A 17,884-nucleotide genomic window follows, 5' to 3' on the forward strand; every position below is an offset into this window, starting at 1 on the left:
GCCGGACGGGGAAAGAAACCGAGGCCCTTCCCGTGGTCGCTAGCCGCTTCGGCTCGCGCCTTCGGCGCGTAGCACCCATCGGGTGGGAAGGCATCTTGCGCTTGGGCTGAGCGCCGTTGGCGTGAAAGCCGGCAGGGTGGAGGTGGTGCGAATGCGTCGGGCCGGTGGTTTGGCTGGTGGCTGGTCGGCGGGTTCCCTAGGCTGCGCACCGTGGTTCGACCGGATGGGGGTGCGGGTGACCGTCGTCGCGTTTCATGCTCATCCCGATGACGAGGTGCTGCTCACCGGTGGCAGCCTTGCCCGGCTCGCGGCGGAGGGCCATCGGGTCGTGGTGGTTGTCGCCACGGACACGATGTGGTCCGAGCCGCCGACTCGCCTCGACGAGCTGCGGGCCTCGGCCGCCGTCCTCGGAGTAGACCGGGTGGTGCACCTCGGTTACGCCGACAGCGGTCACGGGGCGGTGTTGTTCGCTGATCCGCCCGGGCGGCAGCGGTTCGTGCGGGCCGATCTCGACGAGGCTGCCGGGCGGTTGGCGACCGTCCTCCTCGAGGAGCGGGCCGAGCTCTTGTTGAGCTATGACCGCAACGGCGGCTACGGGCACCGGGACCACGTGAAGGTCCACGAAGTAGGACGGCGGGCGGCTGAGATGGCCGGGGTTCGGCTGTTGGAGGCCACCATGCCCCGGGACGCGGTCGTACGGCTGGCGCGGGTGGTCCGTGCATTCCGGGTCCCGTTCCCCTACGAAGGGCTGGAACGGGCCTTCAGCGCTTCCTCGGACATCACGCACCGGTTCGACGTTCGGCGTTACGCGCGCCAGAAGCAGGCCGCGTTGGCCGCGCACCGGTCGCAGGTCGAAGGGAACGGCCGGTTGGCGGCGGTCATGCGGGTGCTGGTTCGGCTGCCGGTGCCGGTGTTCGGGGTGTTGGCCGGTCGTGAGTGGTTCGTCGAGCCGGTTACGGGGTCGGGTCGGCGTTGCTGAGGGGTTCGTCCACGTCCACCTGGCGCACGCCCTCCGCCGCCACGACCCGTTCCACGTCGGCGATCGGCACCGACACCCGGATGTAGCCGATCGACGTGTCGGTGGCCTCGACCGTCGCGCCGAGTCCGCGCAGTGCCGACGCCGTCCGCTCGGTGGAGGTCGCCTCGGTGGAGATCACCAGCACCACGGTCGGCACGCCGGAACGCTGTGCCCGCGCCAGCACCTCCTTGCCGTGCGGGCTGAGCTTGGCGGGCATCTGGACCTCCGCAGTCGTCGTCGTGACGGTCGTGGTGGGTGCGGCCACGGTGCCGGTGTCCCGCACGGGTGCGCCGCACGCCACCAGGGCGAAGCACGCCACGACCACGATCCGTCCCATGAACCCTCCCGGAGTCATCCTGGCACCAGGACGGACCGAAGGGACCGAACGGTTGCGTCACACCTCGCCGTTGCCGCCGGAGCCGTTGCCGCTGGAGCCGTTGCCGCTGGAGCCGTTGGTCGCCGCACGCCCGTCCGGCCCGCTGAACGCCTGCACCCGCTCCTGGCCGTCCTCGCTCTCCCCGAACACCCGCTGGTCCGACCCGGACGCCTCCTGCCGCGCCACGGCCTGCGTCCGGGGCAGGTCCCGCACCCGTAGCTGCGGCAACGCGGCCGGCTGGTGCACGCGCAGCCAAGACACCAGGTGTTCGCGCACCTCGCACCGCAGGTCCCACAGCCGCCCGGCGTCGGTCGCGCTGACCAGCGCCCGCACCCGCACGAACGACCCCACCGCGTCGGTCACCTGGAGCACGCACACCCGCCCGTCCCACAGGTCGTCCGACTCCAGGAACCTGCGCAGCTCCTGCCGCATGTCCTCCACCGGCACGGTCCAGTCGACGTCCATCTCGACCGTGCCCAGCAGCGCCGACTGGGTGCGCGTCCAGTTCTCGAACGGCGTCTTGAGGAAGTACGCGGTGGGCAGGATCAGCCGCCGGTCGTCCCACAGGTGCACGACCACGTAGGTGAGCGTGATGTCCTCGATCCGCCCCCACTGGTCTTCCACGACCACGACGTCGTCCAGCCGCAGGGCGTCGCTGAACGCGATCTGCACGCCCGCGAACACGTTGCCCAGCAAGGACTGCGCCGCCAACGCGGCGATCGCGCCGATCACACCGGCGGAGGCCAGGAGGCTCGTGCCCGCCGCGCGCGCCCCGGGGAACGTCATGAGGACCGACGCGAACGCCAGCACGCCCACCACGACCACGGTCACCCGCCGCACCAAGGTGATCTGCGTGTGCACCCGACGCGCGTGGCGGTTGTCGGACACGTCCACCCTGATCCGCGCGAGCATGGCGTCCTCGACCACCACCAGCAGGGACGCCAGCAACCACGCCCCGGCGAGGATCAGCGCTATCCCGACCACGTGCAACGCGGCCGGCCGCCAGTCACCCCACCCCGCCACGCCGATGGAGAACTGCACGGCCACCAGCACCGCCACCGCGACCGCCGGCCGGTGCGCGTGCGCGGCCAGCCCGGCGAACAGCGCGGACCGACGGCCGATCCGCCGGACCACCCGGTGCACGGCGGTGACCACGACCAGCGCGACCAGGACCGATCCGGCGAAGGTGAGCACGGTGACGAGCACGGAGGGCACCTCCTGGGGTTCGGGGCATCCTCCGACCCGTACCCATCCGGACCATCACCCATTCGTGGTAGCGATCGACCTCACGACCGGGGCAGGAAGTGGGCCATCCGCCCCACGAACGCGACCAGGCGGTCCGGCGGGAAGCGCTCGGGATCGGTGATCACCAGCCGACCGGCCATCTCGGCCAGTGCCAGCATCGCGTGACCCAGCAGTTCGGCGTCCAGCTCCGGCCCGCCCATCGCCTTCAACCCGAGGTCGGCCAGCGCGTTGACCTGCTCGGTCACCTGCGCCCGCACCCGTTCCACCTGCTGCCGGAACTCCACCGGCGTCCCCTCCGGCGGCAGCAGCACCAGCCGCCACCGGTCCGGGCTCTCGACCACCGCGTGCACGAACGCGTGCACGGTGTCGGTGTACAGGTCTTCCGGCGAACGCTCGTCCAAGCCCCGCGGGATCGCCTCCAGCACCTGGGCGGTCGCGCGTTCGGCCTCTCGTTCCAGCAGGGCCGCGATGACCTCGCCGCGGTTCGCGAACAGCTCGTAGACGACCGGCTTGGTCACCCCGCACCGCCGTGCCACGGCCTCCATCGTCAACGCGTCGAAGCCGCCCTCCGCGATCAGTGCCAACGCACCGTCCAGCACCTGGTCACGCCGCTGCCCGGCGGGGAGGCGAGGGGCGTACTTCCGGCGCGTTGTGCTCACCCGGCCATATTGCTACGGTGGCGTAGCTTTCACAAAGCTACGCTGGCGTAGCAATGGTGCGGGAGGTCGTGATGGAGCCCGACAACCTCGTGTTGCAGCCCCGGGACGTGCACTTCGACTGGTCGGCGCTCCCGCTGCACTGGGTGCCCGACGAGCCGACCACGACCCACGTCATGAACGTCCTGCACCTGCTCCTGCCCGAGGGCGAACGCTGGTTCGTCCGCACGTTCCAGCAGGCTGTCCCGCTGATCACCGACGACGACCTGCGCGCGGACGTCCTCGGCTTCATCGGCCAGGAGGCGGTGCACGCCGAGGCGCACAGCGAGGTCCTCGACCACCTCCTCACCCAAGGTCTCGACCCGCGTCCGTTCACCCGGCACATGGAGGTCGTCTTCCGCCGCATCCTCGGTGACCGCGACGGCCTCACCCCCGAGCAGCACCGCGAACAGCTCGTGGAACGGATCGCCCTGGTCGCGGCCATCGAGCACTTCACCGCGTTCCTCGGCGACTGGATGCTCAACGCCACCGCCCTCGACCGCGCCGGCATCGACCCGACCATGCTCGACCTCCTGCGCTGGCACGCCGCCGAGGAGGTCGAGCACCGCAGCGTCGCGTTCGACCTGATGCGCCACCTCGACCGCCGCCAAGTCCGCAAGGTCCGCACCATGCTCATCGCCGGTCCCGTCCTGTGGCTGCTGTGGGCGCGCGGCGCGAAGTTCCTGGTGGACCACGACCCGTCACGCCCCGGCAAGCTCACCCTGCGCGAGTTCCGCCGCGCCGGCCGCCGCGGCCTGCTGCCCACCGGGGGAGCGCTGTTCCGGGCGTTCCTGCGCTACTTCCACCCGCGCTACCACCCCAAGCAGGAGGGCTCGACCAGTCAGGCCGTGGCCTACCTCGCCTCCTCCCCGGCCGCGCGGGCGGCCCACTGATGGACGGCTTCGTGCGCGGCCTGGAGAAGTTCACCGACGGCTACCTGAAATCCCTGCGCTACCTGGGTTCCGCCCGCCCCGCCCGCCCCGCCGGCCGGCCCCTGCGGCTGATCGTCGCGCACCGCCGCCGCGAGGCCGAGGACGTGGTCAGCCTGCTCCTGACCGCCCCGGACCTGCCCACGTGGCAGCCTGGGTGCCACCTCGACCTGCACCTGGCCTCGGGCCTGCGCCGCCAGTACTCGCTCTGCGGCGACCCGCACGACCGGACCTCCTACCGGATCGCCGTCCGCCGTGTCGGCGTCGGCTCGGCGGAGGTGCACGCATTGCGCGAAGGCGACGAGGTCGTGGTGCGCGGACCGCGCAACGCGTTCCCGTTCGTCCCCGAAGGCCCGATGCTGTTCCTGGCGGGCGGCATCGGCATCACCCCCATCTTGCCGATGGTCCGCGAAGCCGCCCGGCTGGGCGTCGAGCACACGTTCCTCTACTGTGGACGGTCGCGTGCCACCATGCCGTTCCTCGACGAACTCCCCGACCACACCGACCTCCGCCCGGACGACGAGCTCGGCCCGCCGGACGTCGACGCGATCCTGCGCGCGTTCCCGGCCCACGGTTCCGTCTACTGCTGCGGCCCGACCCCCATGCTCGACGCCGTCCGCCGCGCCTTCGCCTCCCGCCGCCTGCACTTCGAGCGCTTCGCCCCGCCGCCGATCACCGACGGGCGGCCGTTCGCGCTGGAGTTGCGCCGCAGCGGGATCACGCTCGACGTCCCCGCCGACCGCTCGGCCCTGGACGTCCTCAAAGACCTGCGCCCGACCGTGCCCTACTCGTGCCGCCAAGGTTTCTGCGGCACGTGCGAGGTGGACGGCGTCCGGATCTGCGTGGCCCGCCCGACCGGCGACCGGCTCGTGCTCGACCTCTGACCGTGCTCGACCTCTGACCGTGCTCGACCTCTGACCGTGCTCGACCTCTGACCACAGTGGAGGAAACCGTGTTCGTGGAATCCGATGGCGTGCGCCTGTCCGTGCACGAGCGCGGCGACCGCTCCGCCCCGACCGTCGTCCTGGTGCACGGCTACCCCGACACCCACCGGGTGTGGGACGGGGTCGCCGAGATCCTGGCCGAGGAGTACCACGTCGTGACCTACGACGTGCGCGGCGCGGGCGCCTCCGACCGGCCGCGCGACCTGGCCGCGTACCGGCTGCCGGTGCTGGCCCGCGACCTGTTCGCGGTGGTCGACGCGGTCAGCCCGGACCGCCCGGTGCACGTCGTCGCGCACGACTGGGGCTCCATCCAGGCGTGGGAGGCGGTGACCACGCCGGGCGCGCGGATCGCCTCCTACACCTCGATCTCCGGCCCGTGCCTGGACCACATCGGCCACTGGACGCGCGGCCGTCCGACGTGGCAGCACGTCAAGCAGTGGCTGCACTCCTGGTACATCGTCGCGTTCCACCTGCCGTTCGTGGCCCCGTTCGTGTGGCGCCACCTGGTCGGCCCGCGCTGGGGACAGGTGCTGCACCGCCTCGAAGGCGTGCGGGCGGACCACGTGCCGGACACCATCGTCGAGGACGGCGTCAACGGGATCTCCCTGTACCGCGCCAACTTCATCCCCCGACTGCGCGCGCCCCGCGTCCGGCGCACGGACGTCCCGGTGCAGATCATCCAGCCCCTCAAGGACAACTACGTCACCAACGGCCTCCTGGACGCGGCCACCCCGTGGGTGCCGAACCTGCGCCGCCGCGTGGTCGACGCCGGTCACTGGGCACCCGTCACGCACGCCCGGGTCGTCGCCCTGCTGGTGGTCGACCACATCACCAAGCACACGGGGAGCCCTGCGGCCGGAAGTCCCGCAGCGCCTCCCGCGCCCGCGACCGAGCCAGGTTCCACGAACGCCAGTCGTCCTCACTGACCCGGCGGTGCCGCAGGACGCACTGCCGCATCGGCTCGGGCAGCGCGGCCAGCGCCGGCACGGCGTCGTCGGACAGCCGCCCGAGGTAGACGAGGTCGATCTTGCCGGTCTCCTGCCACCGGGCGGCGTTGCGCTCGGCGATGAACCGGTCCGGGTTGAGCAGCGCGAGCCCGACCAGCGCGGCGAACCCGCTGCCCACCACGGCCCGCGGCAACCACCCGCCGCGCAGCCGCACGCCCGCGACCAGCACCATCAGGTACACCAGCGCCAGCCACAGCTCGCACGCCGACACCAGCACCCGCAGCGTGGTGAACCCGTACGCCTGCTGGTAGACCCACATCCGGTTCAGCGCCGAGGCCACGATCACCAGCGTGAGCCCGGTCAGCGCGCCCAACAGCCCGCGCAGCCACTTCCGGTCCCCGTCCTCCGCGACCCGCGCGGCGACGGCGATCACCCCGAGCGTCAGCACCGCGACCGCCAGCAGCTGCCAGAACCCGCGCCGCGCGTACTCGGCGTAGGTGACCCCGGCCGTGCGCAGCACGTAGTCGTCGCCGCCGAACAACGTGCTGACCTGCACCCCCACGAACGCCGCGAACAACCCGACCAACGCCCAGACCGGCATCGCCCACTCCCGCAGCGCCACCGTCCTGCGCCGCGCCGGCTGCTCCTCCGCCGGCGGCAGGGTCGTCAGGTAGCACGCCCCGATCAGCCCCGACCCGACCGCGGCGAACACCACGACCCACTGCCCGTCGAGCTCCGGCGCGGACTCGCCGATCATCTCCGCGAACGCCACGTCCGCCCCGGCGAGCAACGGCAGGAACACCGCCAGCACCGCCGCCGTCACCGCCAACGGCCGTACCAGCTCGGTCGCCTTCGACGTCTTCACCCCACGCGCCGCCCACGGCACCGCCCGCAGGATCGCCACCGGCACCGCCGTGGACCCGAGCAGCAACCCCTTGGCCGTCCGCCCCCCGACGACGGCCAACGACCCGGCCGCGCACCCCGCCACCGCGCACAGGGCGAACAGGTCCGCGTCGGCGACCAGCGCGCCGGTGCCGAACAGCAGCAGGCTCAGCGCGGCCCAGCCCGGTCTGACCTTGCGGACCAGCGCGAACACGACGGCGGCGGTGAGCAGCCAGCCGAGTCCGGGCTCGTCGAGCGGCAGCAGGACGGCCGCGCTCGTGCCACCGACGATTCCGGTGAGCAGTGCACGGTGGGGTGACATGGGACCTCCGTTGGGCAGCAGGGATCGCGGGGCCGGGGTAGGTACCAAGATGTGTTGGACGCTGGGACTGTTTTCGGCGCATTTTTTGCGCGAGCGTCCAACAGATTTGGTATCGGTCTCCGGGGCTCCGGGAGTTTTCGGGCAGCCGACATCGCGCGGCACGGCTCGCCGCGGTGGTTGGTGCGTGCTGTTGGTGGTGCGGGTGCCGGCGCTGGTGGTGCAGGTGCCGGTGCGGGTGGTGCGGGCTTCTGGTGGTGCGCGAGCCGGTGAGGGCGGTGCGGGTGCCGGCGGTGGTGTGCGGGGGCGCTAGGTCCCGGCGGGTTCCGGGTGGCCGAAGGGAGTGGCCGGCCCGCGCGTGCGGCGTGTGTCGGGCAGCGGCTCGGCGGGCGGCTCCGGTGGGCGGGTGGCTGGGAGGGTGGCGCGGATGCGGCAGCCCGGGGCGTCGACGACCGCGATGGTGCCGCCGTGCAGGTCGATGATCCAGCGGGCGATGTTCAGGCCCAGACCTGTGCCGCCGCCGCCCGCGCGTTCGCCGCGCGTGAAGCGTTCGAAGACCCGTTCGCGGTCCTCCGGGGCGATGCCCGGGCCGTCGTCGGAGACCTCCAGCACCAGGTCGCGGGCCACCCAGGTCGCCGTCACGCGCACCTCGCCGCCGGACGGGCCGTGGCGGGCGGCGTTGTCGAGGAGGTTGACCAGGACCTGGTGGACGCGGGCGCGGTCGGCCACGACGGTGGCGGTCGGCGGGCGGACCTCGACGACGAAGCTGGTCGCGGGGGAGGCGACCGAGGCCTCGGCGACCACGTCGGCCAGCAGGGGTGCGACCGGGAACTCGGCCAGGGTCAGGCGGTGGGCGCCGGCGTCGATGCGGGACAGGTCCAGCAACTCCGTCACCAGCCGGCCTAGGCGCTCGGTCTGGGCCAGGGCGGTGCGCATGGTGCGGGCGTCCGGCGCGGCCACGCCGTCGACGACGTTCTCCAGGACGTTCTGGAGCGCCGTGATGGGGGTGCGCAGTTCGTGGGAGACGTTGGCGATCAGCTCGCGGCGTTGGCGGTCCGCGGCGGCCAGGTCGGCAGCCATCTGGTTGAACGCGCTGGCCAGCTCGCCGACCTCGTCGCGGGCCGTGGCGCGGACGCGTTTGCTGTAGTCGCCGCGGCGCATGGCGCGGGCGGCGGCGGTCATCTCGCGCAGGGGACGGGTCATGCCGTGGGCCAGGACCTGCGAGGTCACCAGGGCGATGACCAGCGCGCCCGTGGTCGTGCTGTAGGGCAGCCAGCCGATGCGGTACCAGAAGAACGAGAAGCCCGCCGCGCCCGAGCTGACCAGCAGGATGCCCAGTTTGAGCTTGATCGAGCGCACCGGGTCCAGCGGTCTGGGCAGGAAGTCGACGAACGCGCCCACCGCCTTGCGCAGTCTCATCGCGGCGCCTCCAGGGCGTAGCCGACACCGTGGACGGTGCGGATCAGGTCCGTGCCGAGCTTGCGCCGCAGCGCCTTGATGTGGCTGTCCACGGTTCGCGTGCCGGTGGCGGTCTCGTTCCAGCCCCACACCTCGCTGAGCAGGCGTTCCCGGGACTGGACCGCGCGCGGGCGTTCGGCCAGGTGCACCAGCAGCTCGAACTCGGTGGGCGTCAGGTGGGCCTCGGCGCCGGCGCGCAGGACGCGGCGTTCGGCCAGGTCGATCTCCAGGTCGGCGACAGCGATCCGGGTGGCGGAGGACGCCGTCGACCGCTCCACCCGGCGCAGCAGGGCGTGCACGCGGGCCGCCAGCTCGCGGATGGAGAACGGCTTGGTCAGGTAGTCGTCCGCGCCCACCGCGAGGCCCACCAGCAGGTCCGTCTCGTCGCCGCGGGCGGTGAGCATGAGCACCGGCACCGGGCGGTCCGCCTGGATGCGGCGGCACACCTCCAGGCCGTCGAAGCCCGGCAGCATGACGTCGAGCACCACGAGGTCGGCGTCCGCGGCCTTGCGCACCCCCGACGGGCCGTCGTGCGCCAACTCCACCTCGAACCCCTCGGCGCGCAGCCGCGCCGCCACGGACGTGGCGATCGTCAGGTCGTCCTCGACCACCAGAACCCGGCGTGTCATGGCACCGACTGTAGGTGTCGGTGGTGGAGAGGCCTGGTGAGAGTTGTGAACGTCGTGTGGAGGTCCCGGCGGGGAGGGTTAAGTTGTCGGCGTGGCGGACGCGGTGCTGGAAGCGACCTTGGAGCGGATCACGTTCGCCAACGAGGAGACCGGCTACACCGTGGCCCGCGTGGACACCGGGCGCGGCGGCGGTGACCTGGTCACGGTCGTCGGGTCGCTGCTGGGCGTGCAGCCCGGGGAGTCGATCCGGATGCGCGGGCGGTGGGGGTCGCACCCGCAGTACGGCCGGCAGTTCCACGTGGACGACTACACGTCCGTGCTGCCCGCGACCATCCAGGGCATCCGGCGCTACCTGGGGTCCGGGCTGATCAAGGGCATCGGGCCGGTGTTGGCCGACCGGATCGTCACGCACTTCGGGCTGGACGCGCTCGACGTCATCGAGCAGTCGCCGGAGCGGTTGATCGAGGTGCCCAAGCTCGGTCCCAAGCGCACCAAGCTCATCGCGGCGGCGTGGGAGGAGCAGAAGGCGATCAAGGAGGTGATGGTCTTCCTCCAGGGCGTCGGGGTGTCCACGTCGCTCGCCGTGCGGATCTACAAGCAGTACCAGGACCAGTCGATCGAGGTCGTGCGGAAGGAGCCGTACCGGCTGGCGAACGACGTGTGGGGCATCGGGTTCCGGACCGCGGACGTCATCGCGAAGGCGGTCGGCATCCCGCACGACAGCCCGCAGCGGGTGAAGGCGGGGTTGCAGTTCACGCTGTCCGAGGCGACCGGGAACGGCGACTGCTTCCTGCCGGAGAACCAGCTCATCGCGGACGCGGTCAAGATCCTCCAGGTCGACACGGGGCTGGTGATCGAGTGCCTGGCCGAGCTGGTCACCGAGGAGGGCGTGGTGCGGGAGGTCATGGCCGACGGCGAGGCGGCCGTGTACCTGATCCCGTTCCACCGGGCCGAGGTGTCGCTGGCCGCGCAGCTGGGGCGGCTGCTGCGGACCGACGCCGAGCGGATGCCGTCGTTCCGGGACGTGGACTGGGAACGGGCGTTCGCGTGGCTCGGGGCGTCGTTGGAGGACAAGCAGCGCGAGGCAGTGCGGCTGGCGTTGACGCGGAAGGTCGCCGTGCTGACCGGTGGGCCGGGGTGTGGCAAGAGCTTCACCGTGCGGTCGATCGTGCGGCTGGCGGTGGCGAAGCGGGCGCGGGTCGTGCTGGCCGCGCCGACCGGGCGGGCCGCGAAGCGGCTGGCCGAGCTGACCGGGCACGAGGCGCGCACCGTGCACCGCTTGCTGGAGCTCAAGCCCGGCGGTGACGCGGCCTACGACCGGGACCGGCCGCTGGAGGCGGACCTGGTCGTGGTCGACGAGGCGTCGATGCTGGACCTGTTGCTGGCCAACAAGCTGGTGAAGGCGATCGCGCCCGGGACGCACCTGCTGCTGGTCGGCGACGTGGACCAGTTGCCGTCGGTGGGCGCGGGCGAGGTGCTGCGGGACGTGCTGGCCGCCGACAGCCCCGTGCCGCACGTGCGGCTGACGCACATCTTCCGGCAGGCACAGGAATCCGGCGTCGTGACCAACGCGCACCGCATCAACTCCGGCGACTTCCCGCTCGTGCAAGGGCTGCCGGACTTCTACCTGTTCCCCTGCGAGGAAGCCGAGGAGGCGGCGTCGCTGACCGTCGACGTGGTGGCGTCACGCATCCCGCGCAAGTTCGGGCTCGACCCGCGCACCGACGTGCAGGTGCTCACGCCCATGCACCGGGGCGCGGCGGGCGCGGGCGCGCTGAACACCGTGTTGCAGGAGGCGCTCACACCGGCGCGGCCGAACCTGCCGGAGCGGCGGTTCGGCGGGCGCGTGTTCCGGGTCGGGGACAAGGTGACCCAGATCCGCAACAACTACGACAAGGGCGCCAACGGGGTGTTCAACGGGACGCTCGGGGTCGTCACCGGGATCGACGTCGTGGAGCAGAAGCTGACGGTGCGGACGGACGAGGACGAGGACGTGGACTACGAGTTCGGGGAACTCGACGAGCTGACCCACGCCTACGCCATGACGATTCATCGCTCACAGGGCAGTGAATACCCGTGCGTGGTCATCCCAATCACCACCAGCGCGTGGCTGATGTTGCAGCGCAACCTGCTCTACACGGCGGTGACGCGGGCGAAGAAGCTGGTCGTGCTGGTCGGGTCGCGCAAGGCCATCGGGCAGGCCGTGCGCACCGTGGGCGCGGGCCGGCGGCACACCGCGCTGGACGTGCGGCTGAGCCAGGTCTGACCGGACGCGAGCCTGGTCGCGAGGTCGGTCGGGTCCTCCGGTCGGGTTCAGTGGTCCCGACCGACCACTTTCGGGCGCGGGCGGTGTCCATACCGGTGTGACGACCACGGGGTGAGAGGAACCACCATGCGACCGACACCCACCGAGGGTGCCGAAGGGCTGCTGGCGCTGGCGCGTGACGGGGACGGCGAGGCGTTCCGGGCGCTCGTCGAACCGCACCGGCGTGAGCTGCAACTGCACTGCTACCGCCTCCTCGGCTCCCTCCAGGACGCCGAGGACCTCCTCCAGGAGACGCTGCTGGCCGCGTGGCGCGGGATCGACGGGTTCGAGGGGCGCTCGTCGGTCCGGACGTGGCTGTACCGGATCGCGACCAACCGCTGCCTGAACGCCTTGCGCGCGGCGGACCGGCGTCCGCCCGCGGACTACCGGCCGGAGGTCCCCTTGCCCGAACCGTCGCACCGGCACGGGGAACCGGCGTGGCTGGAGCCCTACCCGGACCTCCTGCTCGACGGCATCGCCGACCGCGCGCCCGGCCCCGACGCCCGGTACGAGGTGCGGGAGTCGGTGTCGCTGGCGTTCTTGGCCGCACTCCAGGAACTGCCGCCGCGGCAGCGGGTCGTGCTGGTGCTGCGGGACGTGCTGGGGTTCCGGGCCGCCGAGGTCGCGGCGATGCTCGGCACGACCGAGGACGCGGTCGCCGGTGCTTTGAAGCGGGCGCGCGGGACGATGCCGGCCGCGCCGCCCCCGTCCTCGGCCGTCGAGTCGCGGGTCGTGGCGGACTTCGTCCGGGCGTTCGAGGCGGGGGACGTCGACGCGGTCGTGGCGCTGCTCAGCGACGACGTCCGGCTGAGCATGCCGCCGCTGCCGTTCGTGTACGAGGGTGTCGCGGACGTGCGGCACTTCCTGACCACCGTCGCGCTGCGCGAGGGGCGGCGGCACGTGCTCGTGCCGACCCGGGCGAACGGTCAGCCGGCGTTCGGCGCGTACCTGTCCGACGGGCCGTTCCCGCGGGCGCACGGCGTGTTGGTGCTGACGATGGCGGGGGACCGGGTCGCCGGCGTGACGCGGTTCGTCGACAACTCGCTGCTGGCCGCCTTCGGGTTGCCGCGGTCGCTGCGCGGGGGTCCGCGATGACCGCGGCGCAGCGGTGGGTGCTGGGGCTGGCGTCGCTGGCCTCGTTCATGATGGCGCTGGACAGCCTGGTCGTGACCACGGCGCTGGCCACGATCCGGGAGGACCTCGGGGCGTCGGTCGAGGCGCTGGAGTGGACCGTCAACGCCTACAACCTGACCTTCGCGGTGCTGCTGCTGACCGGGGCGGCGCTGGGTGACCGGTTCGGGCGGCGGCGGGTGTTCGTGGTCGGGCTGGCGGTGTTCACCGTGGCGTCGGCGGCCTGCGCGCTGGCGCCGGACATCGGGGTGCTGATCGCCGCGCGGGCCGGGCAGGGCGTCGGCGCGGCCCTGGTGCTGCCGCTGTCGTTGACGCTGGTGTCGGCGGCGTTCCCGCCGGAGCGGCGTGGGCGGGCGATGGGGCTGTACCTGGGGATCACCGGGCTGGCCACGTTCAGCGGGCCGTTCGTCGGCGGGGCCGTGGTCGACGGGTTGGCCTGGCAGTGGATCTTCTGGCTGAACCTGCCGATCGGGCTGGTCGCGATCGCGCTGACCACGCGCCGGGTCGAGGAGAGCCGCGGCGCCGCCCGGCCGCTCGACCTGGTCGGGGTGCTGCTGGTGACGGCCGGCGTGCTCGGCGTCGTGTGGGGGCTCGTGCGCGGGAACGCGGCGAGGTGGGTCAGTGCCGAGGTGCTGGGGTCCCTCGTGCTGGGGGTGGTCCTGGTCGTGGCCTTCGTCGCGTGGGAGCGCCGGACCGCCGCACCGATGCTGCCGATGCGCTTCTTCCGCCTGCGGGCGTTCGCGACCGCCAACCCGGCGAACTTCTGCCTGTTCGCGTCGCTGTACGGGACGTTGTTCTTCCTGGCTCAGCACTTCCAGCTGGTGCTGGGCGACAGTCCGCTGGTGGCGGGGCTGCGGTTGATGCCGTGGACGGCGACGCTCATGGTGTGCGCCCCGATCGCCGGGCGGTTGGCGGACCGGTACGGGGAGCGGACGTTCGTGGTGGCCGGTCTGGCGTTGCAGGCCTTCGGGTCGGCGTGGATCGCGGCCACCGCCGGCGCGGACTACTGGACGTTGTTGCCCGCCCTGGTGGTCGGCGGGGTGGGGCTGACGATGGCCATGCCCGCGGCGCAGAAGGCCGTGGTGGGCGCGGTCGCGCCGGCGGAGATCGGCCAGGCCTCGGGGGCGTTCATGATGCTGCGCATCCTGGGCGGGGTGTTCGGCGTGGCGCTGGCCGTGGCGGCGTTCGGCGCGTTCGGCGGCTACGCCTCCCGCGCCGCGTTCACGACCGGGTTCACGGCGTCGATGACGGTGGTGGCGGCTTTCGCCCTCCTGGGTGCGGTCATCGCGCTGGGCATGCCGAGCCGCAAGCCCGTCCCCGTCCCCTAGACCGTGGGCCGGCCCGAACCCCCATCCGGGCCGGCCCACACCTACTCATCCGTGCCGGAGGGGTGTCACAACCGGCGGCGACCGGGCGTCTAGTGCCCGTCCAGGGCGTCCGCACCACCCGGAGGAGCATCGACCATGATCAACGTCGGCATCGTCATCGGCAGCACCCGTCCCGGCCGCAACGGCGACCAGGTGGCCCGCTGGGTGCGGGACCTGGCCACCGGCCACGCGGGCGGCGAGGCGGACTTCCCGCTCGTGGACCTGGCCGACCACCGGCTGCCGCTGCTCGACGAGGCCGTTCCGGCGGCGGCGTCACCCGGGCAGCAGCCGCACACCCGGCGCTGGGCGGAGCGGATCGGGTCGTGCGACGCCTTCATCGTCGTCACCCCCGAGTACAACACCGCCCCGCCCGCGTCCCTGACCAATGCCATCGACTACCTCCACCAGGAGTGGGGCGGCAAGCCGGTCGCGTACGTCGGCTACGGCGTGTACGGCGGGGTCATGGCGGTGCAGAAGCTGCGCGCGCAGGCGGGCGTGCTGCGGATAGCCGACATCGGACCCCAGGTGGCACTGACACTGCGGGAGGACTTCGTGGACCACGCGGACTTCCGGCCGCGCGAGTCGCAGGTGGCCGCGGTGCACCGGATGGTGGACGAACTGCTGGCGTGGTCCCGGGCGCTCGCTCCGCTACGCGCTCAGCGGGCGTAGGCATCACCCGACGGAGCGGCCGGACCGCCCGATCGGGCGGCCCGGCCGGCGCTCACCGCACCGGGAAAGCGATGTCGCAGACCTCGTCGTCCGGGCCGGCGGCGTCCCAGTCGGCCCAGTAGACCTCGCGGGGCGCGCCGGCCTCCGCCAGGCCCTGGTCCTTGATCCACGCGCCCACCGCGTCGTACGCCGACAGGATCTGCGGGTACACGACCTCGCGCTTCTTCAGGCGCACGTAGGCCTCGCGGTGGGCGGGCTCGACGCGCGCCGGTCCCGACGACGGGGCACCCTGGGTCGAGATGGGCATGCACACCTCGACCGGGCCGTCACTGTCCTCGTTCACCTCGCCGTGGTAGATCACGAACGGGGCGGCGGACACCCCGCCCACCTCGCCCGCCGCCTTCTCCACCCGGGTCATGGCGGCGGTCATCCACTCGACCAGCGCCGGTTGCGGCACGTGCCGCTGCTCGGTCAGCACGACCTGCTCCGGCACGTCCCGCAGTTGCACCTCGTACATCTCCGACAACCCCTTCCCTCCGGTCAACACGACGTGGAGGTGCGCGGCCAGGTCCCGCTGCACCGCGAACCGCTGCTCGGCCCGCGCCCAGTACCCCGCCAGGACGGCTGCCCGGTCGTCGGCGGCCACCACTCGGGCGACCTCCGCGAGCGGCATGTCCAGCCGGCGCAGCAGGGCGATCAGGCGGGCGTCCGCGAGCTGGTCCTCGTCGTAGCGGCGGTAGCCGTTCAACGGGTCCACCACCGCCGGGCGCAACAGTCCCTGCCGCTCGTACAGGCGCAGCGCCTTGAGCGACAGGCGCGACCGGCGCGCGAACTCGCCGATGGTGACCAGCATCCGTTCCTCCTCCACGCCGACGACCTTGGGCCGTGCCCCAGGGGCAGGGTCAAGCGTTGCGCCGGATGTCCGCGCGCGCCTCCGCCACCAGGCACAACGGGCGTTCACAGCCAAGCCCATAGGCAACAGGTATGGCCGGTTGGAGGGTGTGCAAGGGGCGCGTTTTGGCTCATCCTCCTGCTCAACCCTGCCTAGGAGGAACCAACCGTGAAGTCGACCAGACGTTCACTCGTGACACTGGCGATAGCCGGCGTCACGGCCGCCGCGGTGATCAACGGCGGCGTGCCCGGCGCCGCGGGCCCCGCACCCGAGGTGAAGGCCGCCCCCGCCGGACCCACGTACGTGTACAAGGTCCACGCGCCGCTGGGCCAAGCCGCCCAGGACCTGCTCGGCCGTGGCTTCGACGTGCTGGAGCAGCGCGAAGGCGACAACCTGTTCGTCCTCGGTGACGCGAACACCGGTGACAAGCTGAAGAAGGAGGGCTTCACCACCGTCATCGACGAGGTGCTGCCCGCGCCCCAGTGGGAGCCGCCGCAGCGCAAGTCGCAGTCCCTGGACGCGGCGGCGCTGGAGGAGACCTACTACGGCGGCTACCGCACCATCAACGCCCAGTACGCCCACCTGGACGCGGTCGCCTCCCAGTACTCGTCGCTGACCTCCGTGGTCGACTACGGCGACTCGTGGCGCAAGACCCAGGGCTCCGGCGGCTACGACCTGCGTGCCATCTGCATCACCAAGAAGAACGCCGGCGACTGCGCCCTGAGCCCCACCGCGCCCAAGCCCCGCTTCTTCGTTATGGGCCAGCTGCACGCCCGCGAGATCACCACGGGCGACATGGCCTACCGCTGGATCGACCACCTCACCCAAAGCTATGGAACCGACGCCGAGGTGACCGCGCTGCTGGACACCACCGAGGTGTGGGTCGTGCCGATCGCCAACCCCGACGGCGTCAACATCGTGCAGCAGGGCGGCAACTCGCCGCGCTACCAGCGCAAGAACGCCAACACCACCAACGGTTCCAACTGCTCGGGCACGTCGTCCTCGCAGATCGGCGTGGACCTCAACCGCAACACCGACTCGCACTGGGGCGGCGCCGGCACGTCGTCCAACCCGTGCGACCAGACCTACAAGGGTCCGTCGGCGAACTCCGAGGTCGAGAGCAAGGCCCTCCAGTCCTTGTGGCGCAACCTCTACCAGGACCGCCGCGGCACCGGCGTCACCGACGCGGCCCCCGCCGACACCACCGGCGTCGTGATCTCCATGCACAGCTACTCGAACCTGGTGCTGTTCCCGTGGGGCTGGACGACGTCGTACAAGACCGGCAACGACGCCGCCCTGCGCGGCATGGCAAGGGACATGGCCACCCTGGCCGGCGGCTGGCAGTACGGCCAGCCGGGCGAGGTCCTGTACAACGCGGCCGGCGCCACCGACGACTGGGTGTACGACACGCTGGGCACGGCGTCGTTCGTGTGGGAGATCGGCCCCGGCTCCGGCACGTGCAGCGGCTTCTTCCCGACCTTCTCCTGCCAGACCTCCACGTTCTGGCCGAAGGTCAAGCCGATGCTGATGTACTCGGCCAAGAAGGCAGCCAACCCCTACGGCGGCGGCGGCAACCCGCCCGGCGACTGCCCGACGGCCACCAACGCCAACGACGTGAACATCCCGGACAACGGCGCGGCCGTCAGCAGCAACATCACCATCGCGAACTGCGCCGGCAACGCGTCCTCCACGTCGGCGGTCGAGGTGCACATCAAGCACACGTACCGCGGTGACCTGGTCGTCGACCTGATCGCCCCGGACGGCTCGGCGTACCGGCTGAAGGCATCGAACAACGACTCGGCGGACAACATCGACACCACGTACACGGCCAACGTGTCGTCGGAGGTCCGGAACGGCACCTGGAAGTTGCAGGTGCAGGACGTGTACTCGGCGGACACCGGGTACATCGACTCGTGGAGCCTGACCCTGTAGGGCTCCCGAACGGCGGTTCACCAAGGCGCGCCCTTCACCCGAGGGGCGCGCCTTCCGCCCGAAGGGCGTGCTTTTCGAAGGGCTCGCGCAGCAGACCTCCCGACTTGGGCTTCTTCCGTCATCCCCGTATGGCCTGCCCGAAGGGC

At 72.0% G+C, this 17,884-nt stretch carries 17 protein-coding genes; 10 read left to right on the forward strand and 7 right to left on the reverse strand.

Features of this window, described 5'->3' with window-relative positions; all coding sequences use genetic code 11:
- The first annotated feature begins 223 nt into the window (after positions 1–223).
- Positions 224–979 (forward strand): PIG-L deacetylase family protein, encoded by a 756-nt coding sequence (locus WBN91_RS34340; RefSeq protein WP_337728465.1) that lies wholly within the window; start codon positions 224–226, stop codon positions 977–979.
- Here the strand turns inward: WBN91_RS34340 and WBN91_RS34345 are convergent.
- The 3 genes from WBN91_RS34345 to WBN91_RS34355 all read right to left on the reverse strand — a co-directional run bounded on the left by WBN91_RS34345 (position 954) and on the right by WBN91_RS34355 (position 3,298).
- Complete coding sequence (locus WBN91_RS34345) at positions 954–1,355, reverse strand: hypothetical protein (RefSeq protein ID WP_337728466.1); 402 nt, start codon at positions 1,353–1,355, stop codon at positions 954–956. The two genes, WBN91_RS34340 and WBN91_RS34345, sit on opposite strands and share 26 nt — an antisense overlap.
- Positions 1,356–1,412: 57 nt before the next feature.
- Entirely contained in the window at positions 1,413–2,600 is a 1,188-nt protein-coding gene (locus tag WBN91_RS34350) for a mechanosensitive ion channel family protein (protein ID WP_337728467.1), read from the reverse strand.
- An 80-nt stretch (positions 2,601–2,680) separates the two neighbouring features.
- On the reverse strand, positions 2,681–3,298 hold the full coding sequence (locus WBN91_RS34355) for a TetR/AcrR family transcriptional regulator (protein WP_337728468.1): 618 nt from the start codon (positions 3,296–3,298) through the stop codon (positions 2,681–2,683).
- Between the two features lie 53 nt (positions 3,299–3,351).
- Here WBN91_RS34355 and WBN91_RS34360 point away from each other — a divergent pair, with 53 nt between their 5' ends.
- From WBN91_RS34360 to WBN91_RS34370, 3 genes are all read left to right on the forward strand, one after another.
- Complete coding sequence (locus WBN91_RS34360) at positions 3,352–4,227, forward strand: metal-dependent hydrolase (RefSeq protein ID WP_337728469.1); 876 nt, start codon at positions 3,352–3,354, stop codon at positions 4,225–4,227.
- Entirely contained in the window at positions 4,227–5,147 is a 921-nt protein-coding gene (locus WBN91_RS34365) for a PDR/VanB family oxidoreductase (protein ID WP_337728470.1), read from the forward strand. Before WBN91_RS34360 ends, WBN91_RS34365 begins: the two co-directional genes overlap by 1 nt.
- A 68-nt stretch (positions 5,148–5,215) precedes the next feature.
- The gene (locus WBN91_RS34370) at positions 5,216–6,133 is read left to right on the forward strand and encodes an alpha/beta fold hydrolase (RefSeq protein ID WP_337728471.1); all 918 of its coding nucleotides are present in this window, start codon (positions 5,216–5,218) and stop codon (positions 6,131–6,133) included.
- On the opposite strand, the gene WBN91_RS34375 is transcribed toward WBN91_RS34370, so the two are convergent.
- The gene (locus WBN91_RS34375) at positions 6,036–7,358 is read right to left on the reverse strand and encodes a DUF4153 domain-containing protein (RefSeq protein WP_337728472.1); all 1,323 of its coding nucleotides are present in this window, start codon (positions 7,356–7,358) and stop codon (positions 6,036–6,038) included. The genes WBN91_RS34370 and WBN91_RS34375 overlap by 98 nt on opposite strands.
- A gap of 184 nt (positions 7,359–7,542) precedes the next feature.
- On the opposite strand from WBN91_RS34375, the gene WBN91_RS34380 reads away from it, so the two are divergent.
- A complete protein-coding gene (locus WBN91_RS34380) occupies positions 7,543–7,668 on the forward strand; it encodes a hypothetical protein (RefSeq protein ID WP_337728473.1) in 126 nt (41 codons plus the stop codon).
- Here the strand turns inward: WBN91_RS34380 and WBN91_RS34385 are convergent.
- Together WBN91_RS34385 and WBN91_RS34390 are read right to left on the reverse strand one after the other, a co-directional pair.
- Positions 7,665–8,774: a HAMP domain-containing sensor histidine kinase gene (locus tag WBN91_RS34385; protein WP_337728474.1), complete on the reverse strand. Its 1,110-nt coding sequence runs from the start codon at positions 8,772–8,774 to the stop codon at positions 7,665–7,667. The genes WBN91_RS34380 and WBN91_RS34385 overlap by 4 nt on opposite strands.
- Complete coding sequence (locus WBN91_RS34390; protein ID WP_337728475.1) at positions 8,771–9,442, reverse strand: response regulator transcription factor; 672 nt, start codon at positions 9,440–9,442, stop codon at positions 8,771–8,773. The genes WBN91_RS34385 and WBN91_RS34390 overlap by 4 nt, the downstream gene beginning before the upstream one ends.
- Before the next feature lie 91 nt (positions 9,443–9,533).
- Here WBN91_RS34390 and recD2 point away from each other — a divergent pair, with 91 nt between their 5' ends.
- The 4 genes from recD2 to WBN91_RS34410 all read left to right on the forward strand — a co-directional run bounded on the left by recD2 (position 9,534) and on the right by WBN91_RS34410 (position 14,914).
- The gene (gene recD2, locus WBN91_RS34395; protein ID WP_337728476.1) at positions 9,534–11,708 is read left to right on the forward strand and encodes an SF1B family DNA helicase RecD2; all 2,175 of its coding nucleotides are present in this window, start codon (positions 9,534–9,536) and stop codon (positions 11,706–11,708) included.
- Between the two features lie 126 nt (positions 11,709–11,834).
- Positions 11,835–12,842 (forward strand): sigma-70 family RNA polymerase sigma factor, encoded by a 1,008-nt coding sequence (locus tag WBN91_RS34400; protein WP_337728477.1) that lies wholly within the window; start codon positions 11,835–11,837, stop codon positions 12,840–12,842.
- A complete protein-coding gene (locus WBN91_RS34405; protein WP_337728478.1) occupies positions 12,839–14,206 on the forward strand; it encodes an MFS transporter in 1,368 nt (455 codons plus the stop codon). The genes WBN91_RS34400 and WBN91_RS34405 overlap by 4 nt, the downstream gene beginning before the upstream one ends.
- A 135-nt stretch (positions 14,207–14,341) precedes the next feature.
- A complete protein-coding gene (locus WBN91_RS34410; RefSeq protein ID WP_337728479.1) occupies positions 14,342–14,914 on the forward strand; it encodes an NADPH-dependent FMN reductase in 573 nt (190 codons plus the stop codon).
- A gap of 52 nt (positions 14,915–14,966) precedes the next feature.
- Here WBN91_RS34410 and WBN91_RS34415 read toward each other — a convergent pair whose 3' ends face one another.
- Positions 14,967–15,782, reverse strand: a complete 816-nt coding sequence (locus WBN91_RS34415) for a MerR family transcriptional regulator (RefSeq protein ID WP_337728480.1) — start codon at positions 15,780–15,782, stop codon at positions 14,967–14,969.
- Positions 15,783–15,998: 216 nt separating this feature from the next.
- Here WBN91_RS34415 and WBN91_RS34420 point away from each other — a divergent pair, with 216 nt between their 5' ends.
- Positions 15,999–17,738: a M14 family zinc carboxypeptidase gene (locus tag WBN91_RS34420; protein WP_337728481.1), complete on the forward strand. Its 1,740-nt coding sequence runs from the start codon at positions 15,999–16,001 to the stop codon at positions 17,736–17,738.
- The last annotated feature ends 146 nt before the right edge of the window (positions 17,739–17,884 follow it).

Source organism: Saccharothrix sp. CCNWYY140 (assembly GCF_037401995.1).
In the GTDB taxonomy this organism is placed as follows: domain Bacteria; phylum Actinomycetota; class Actinomycetes; order Mycobacteriales; family Pseudonocardiaceae; genus Actinosynnema.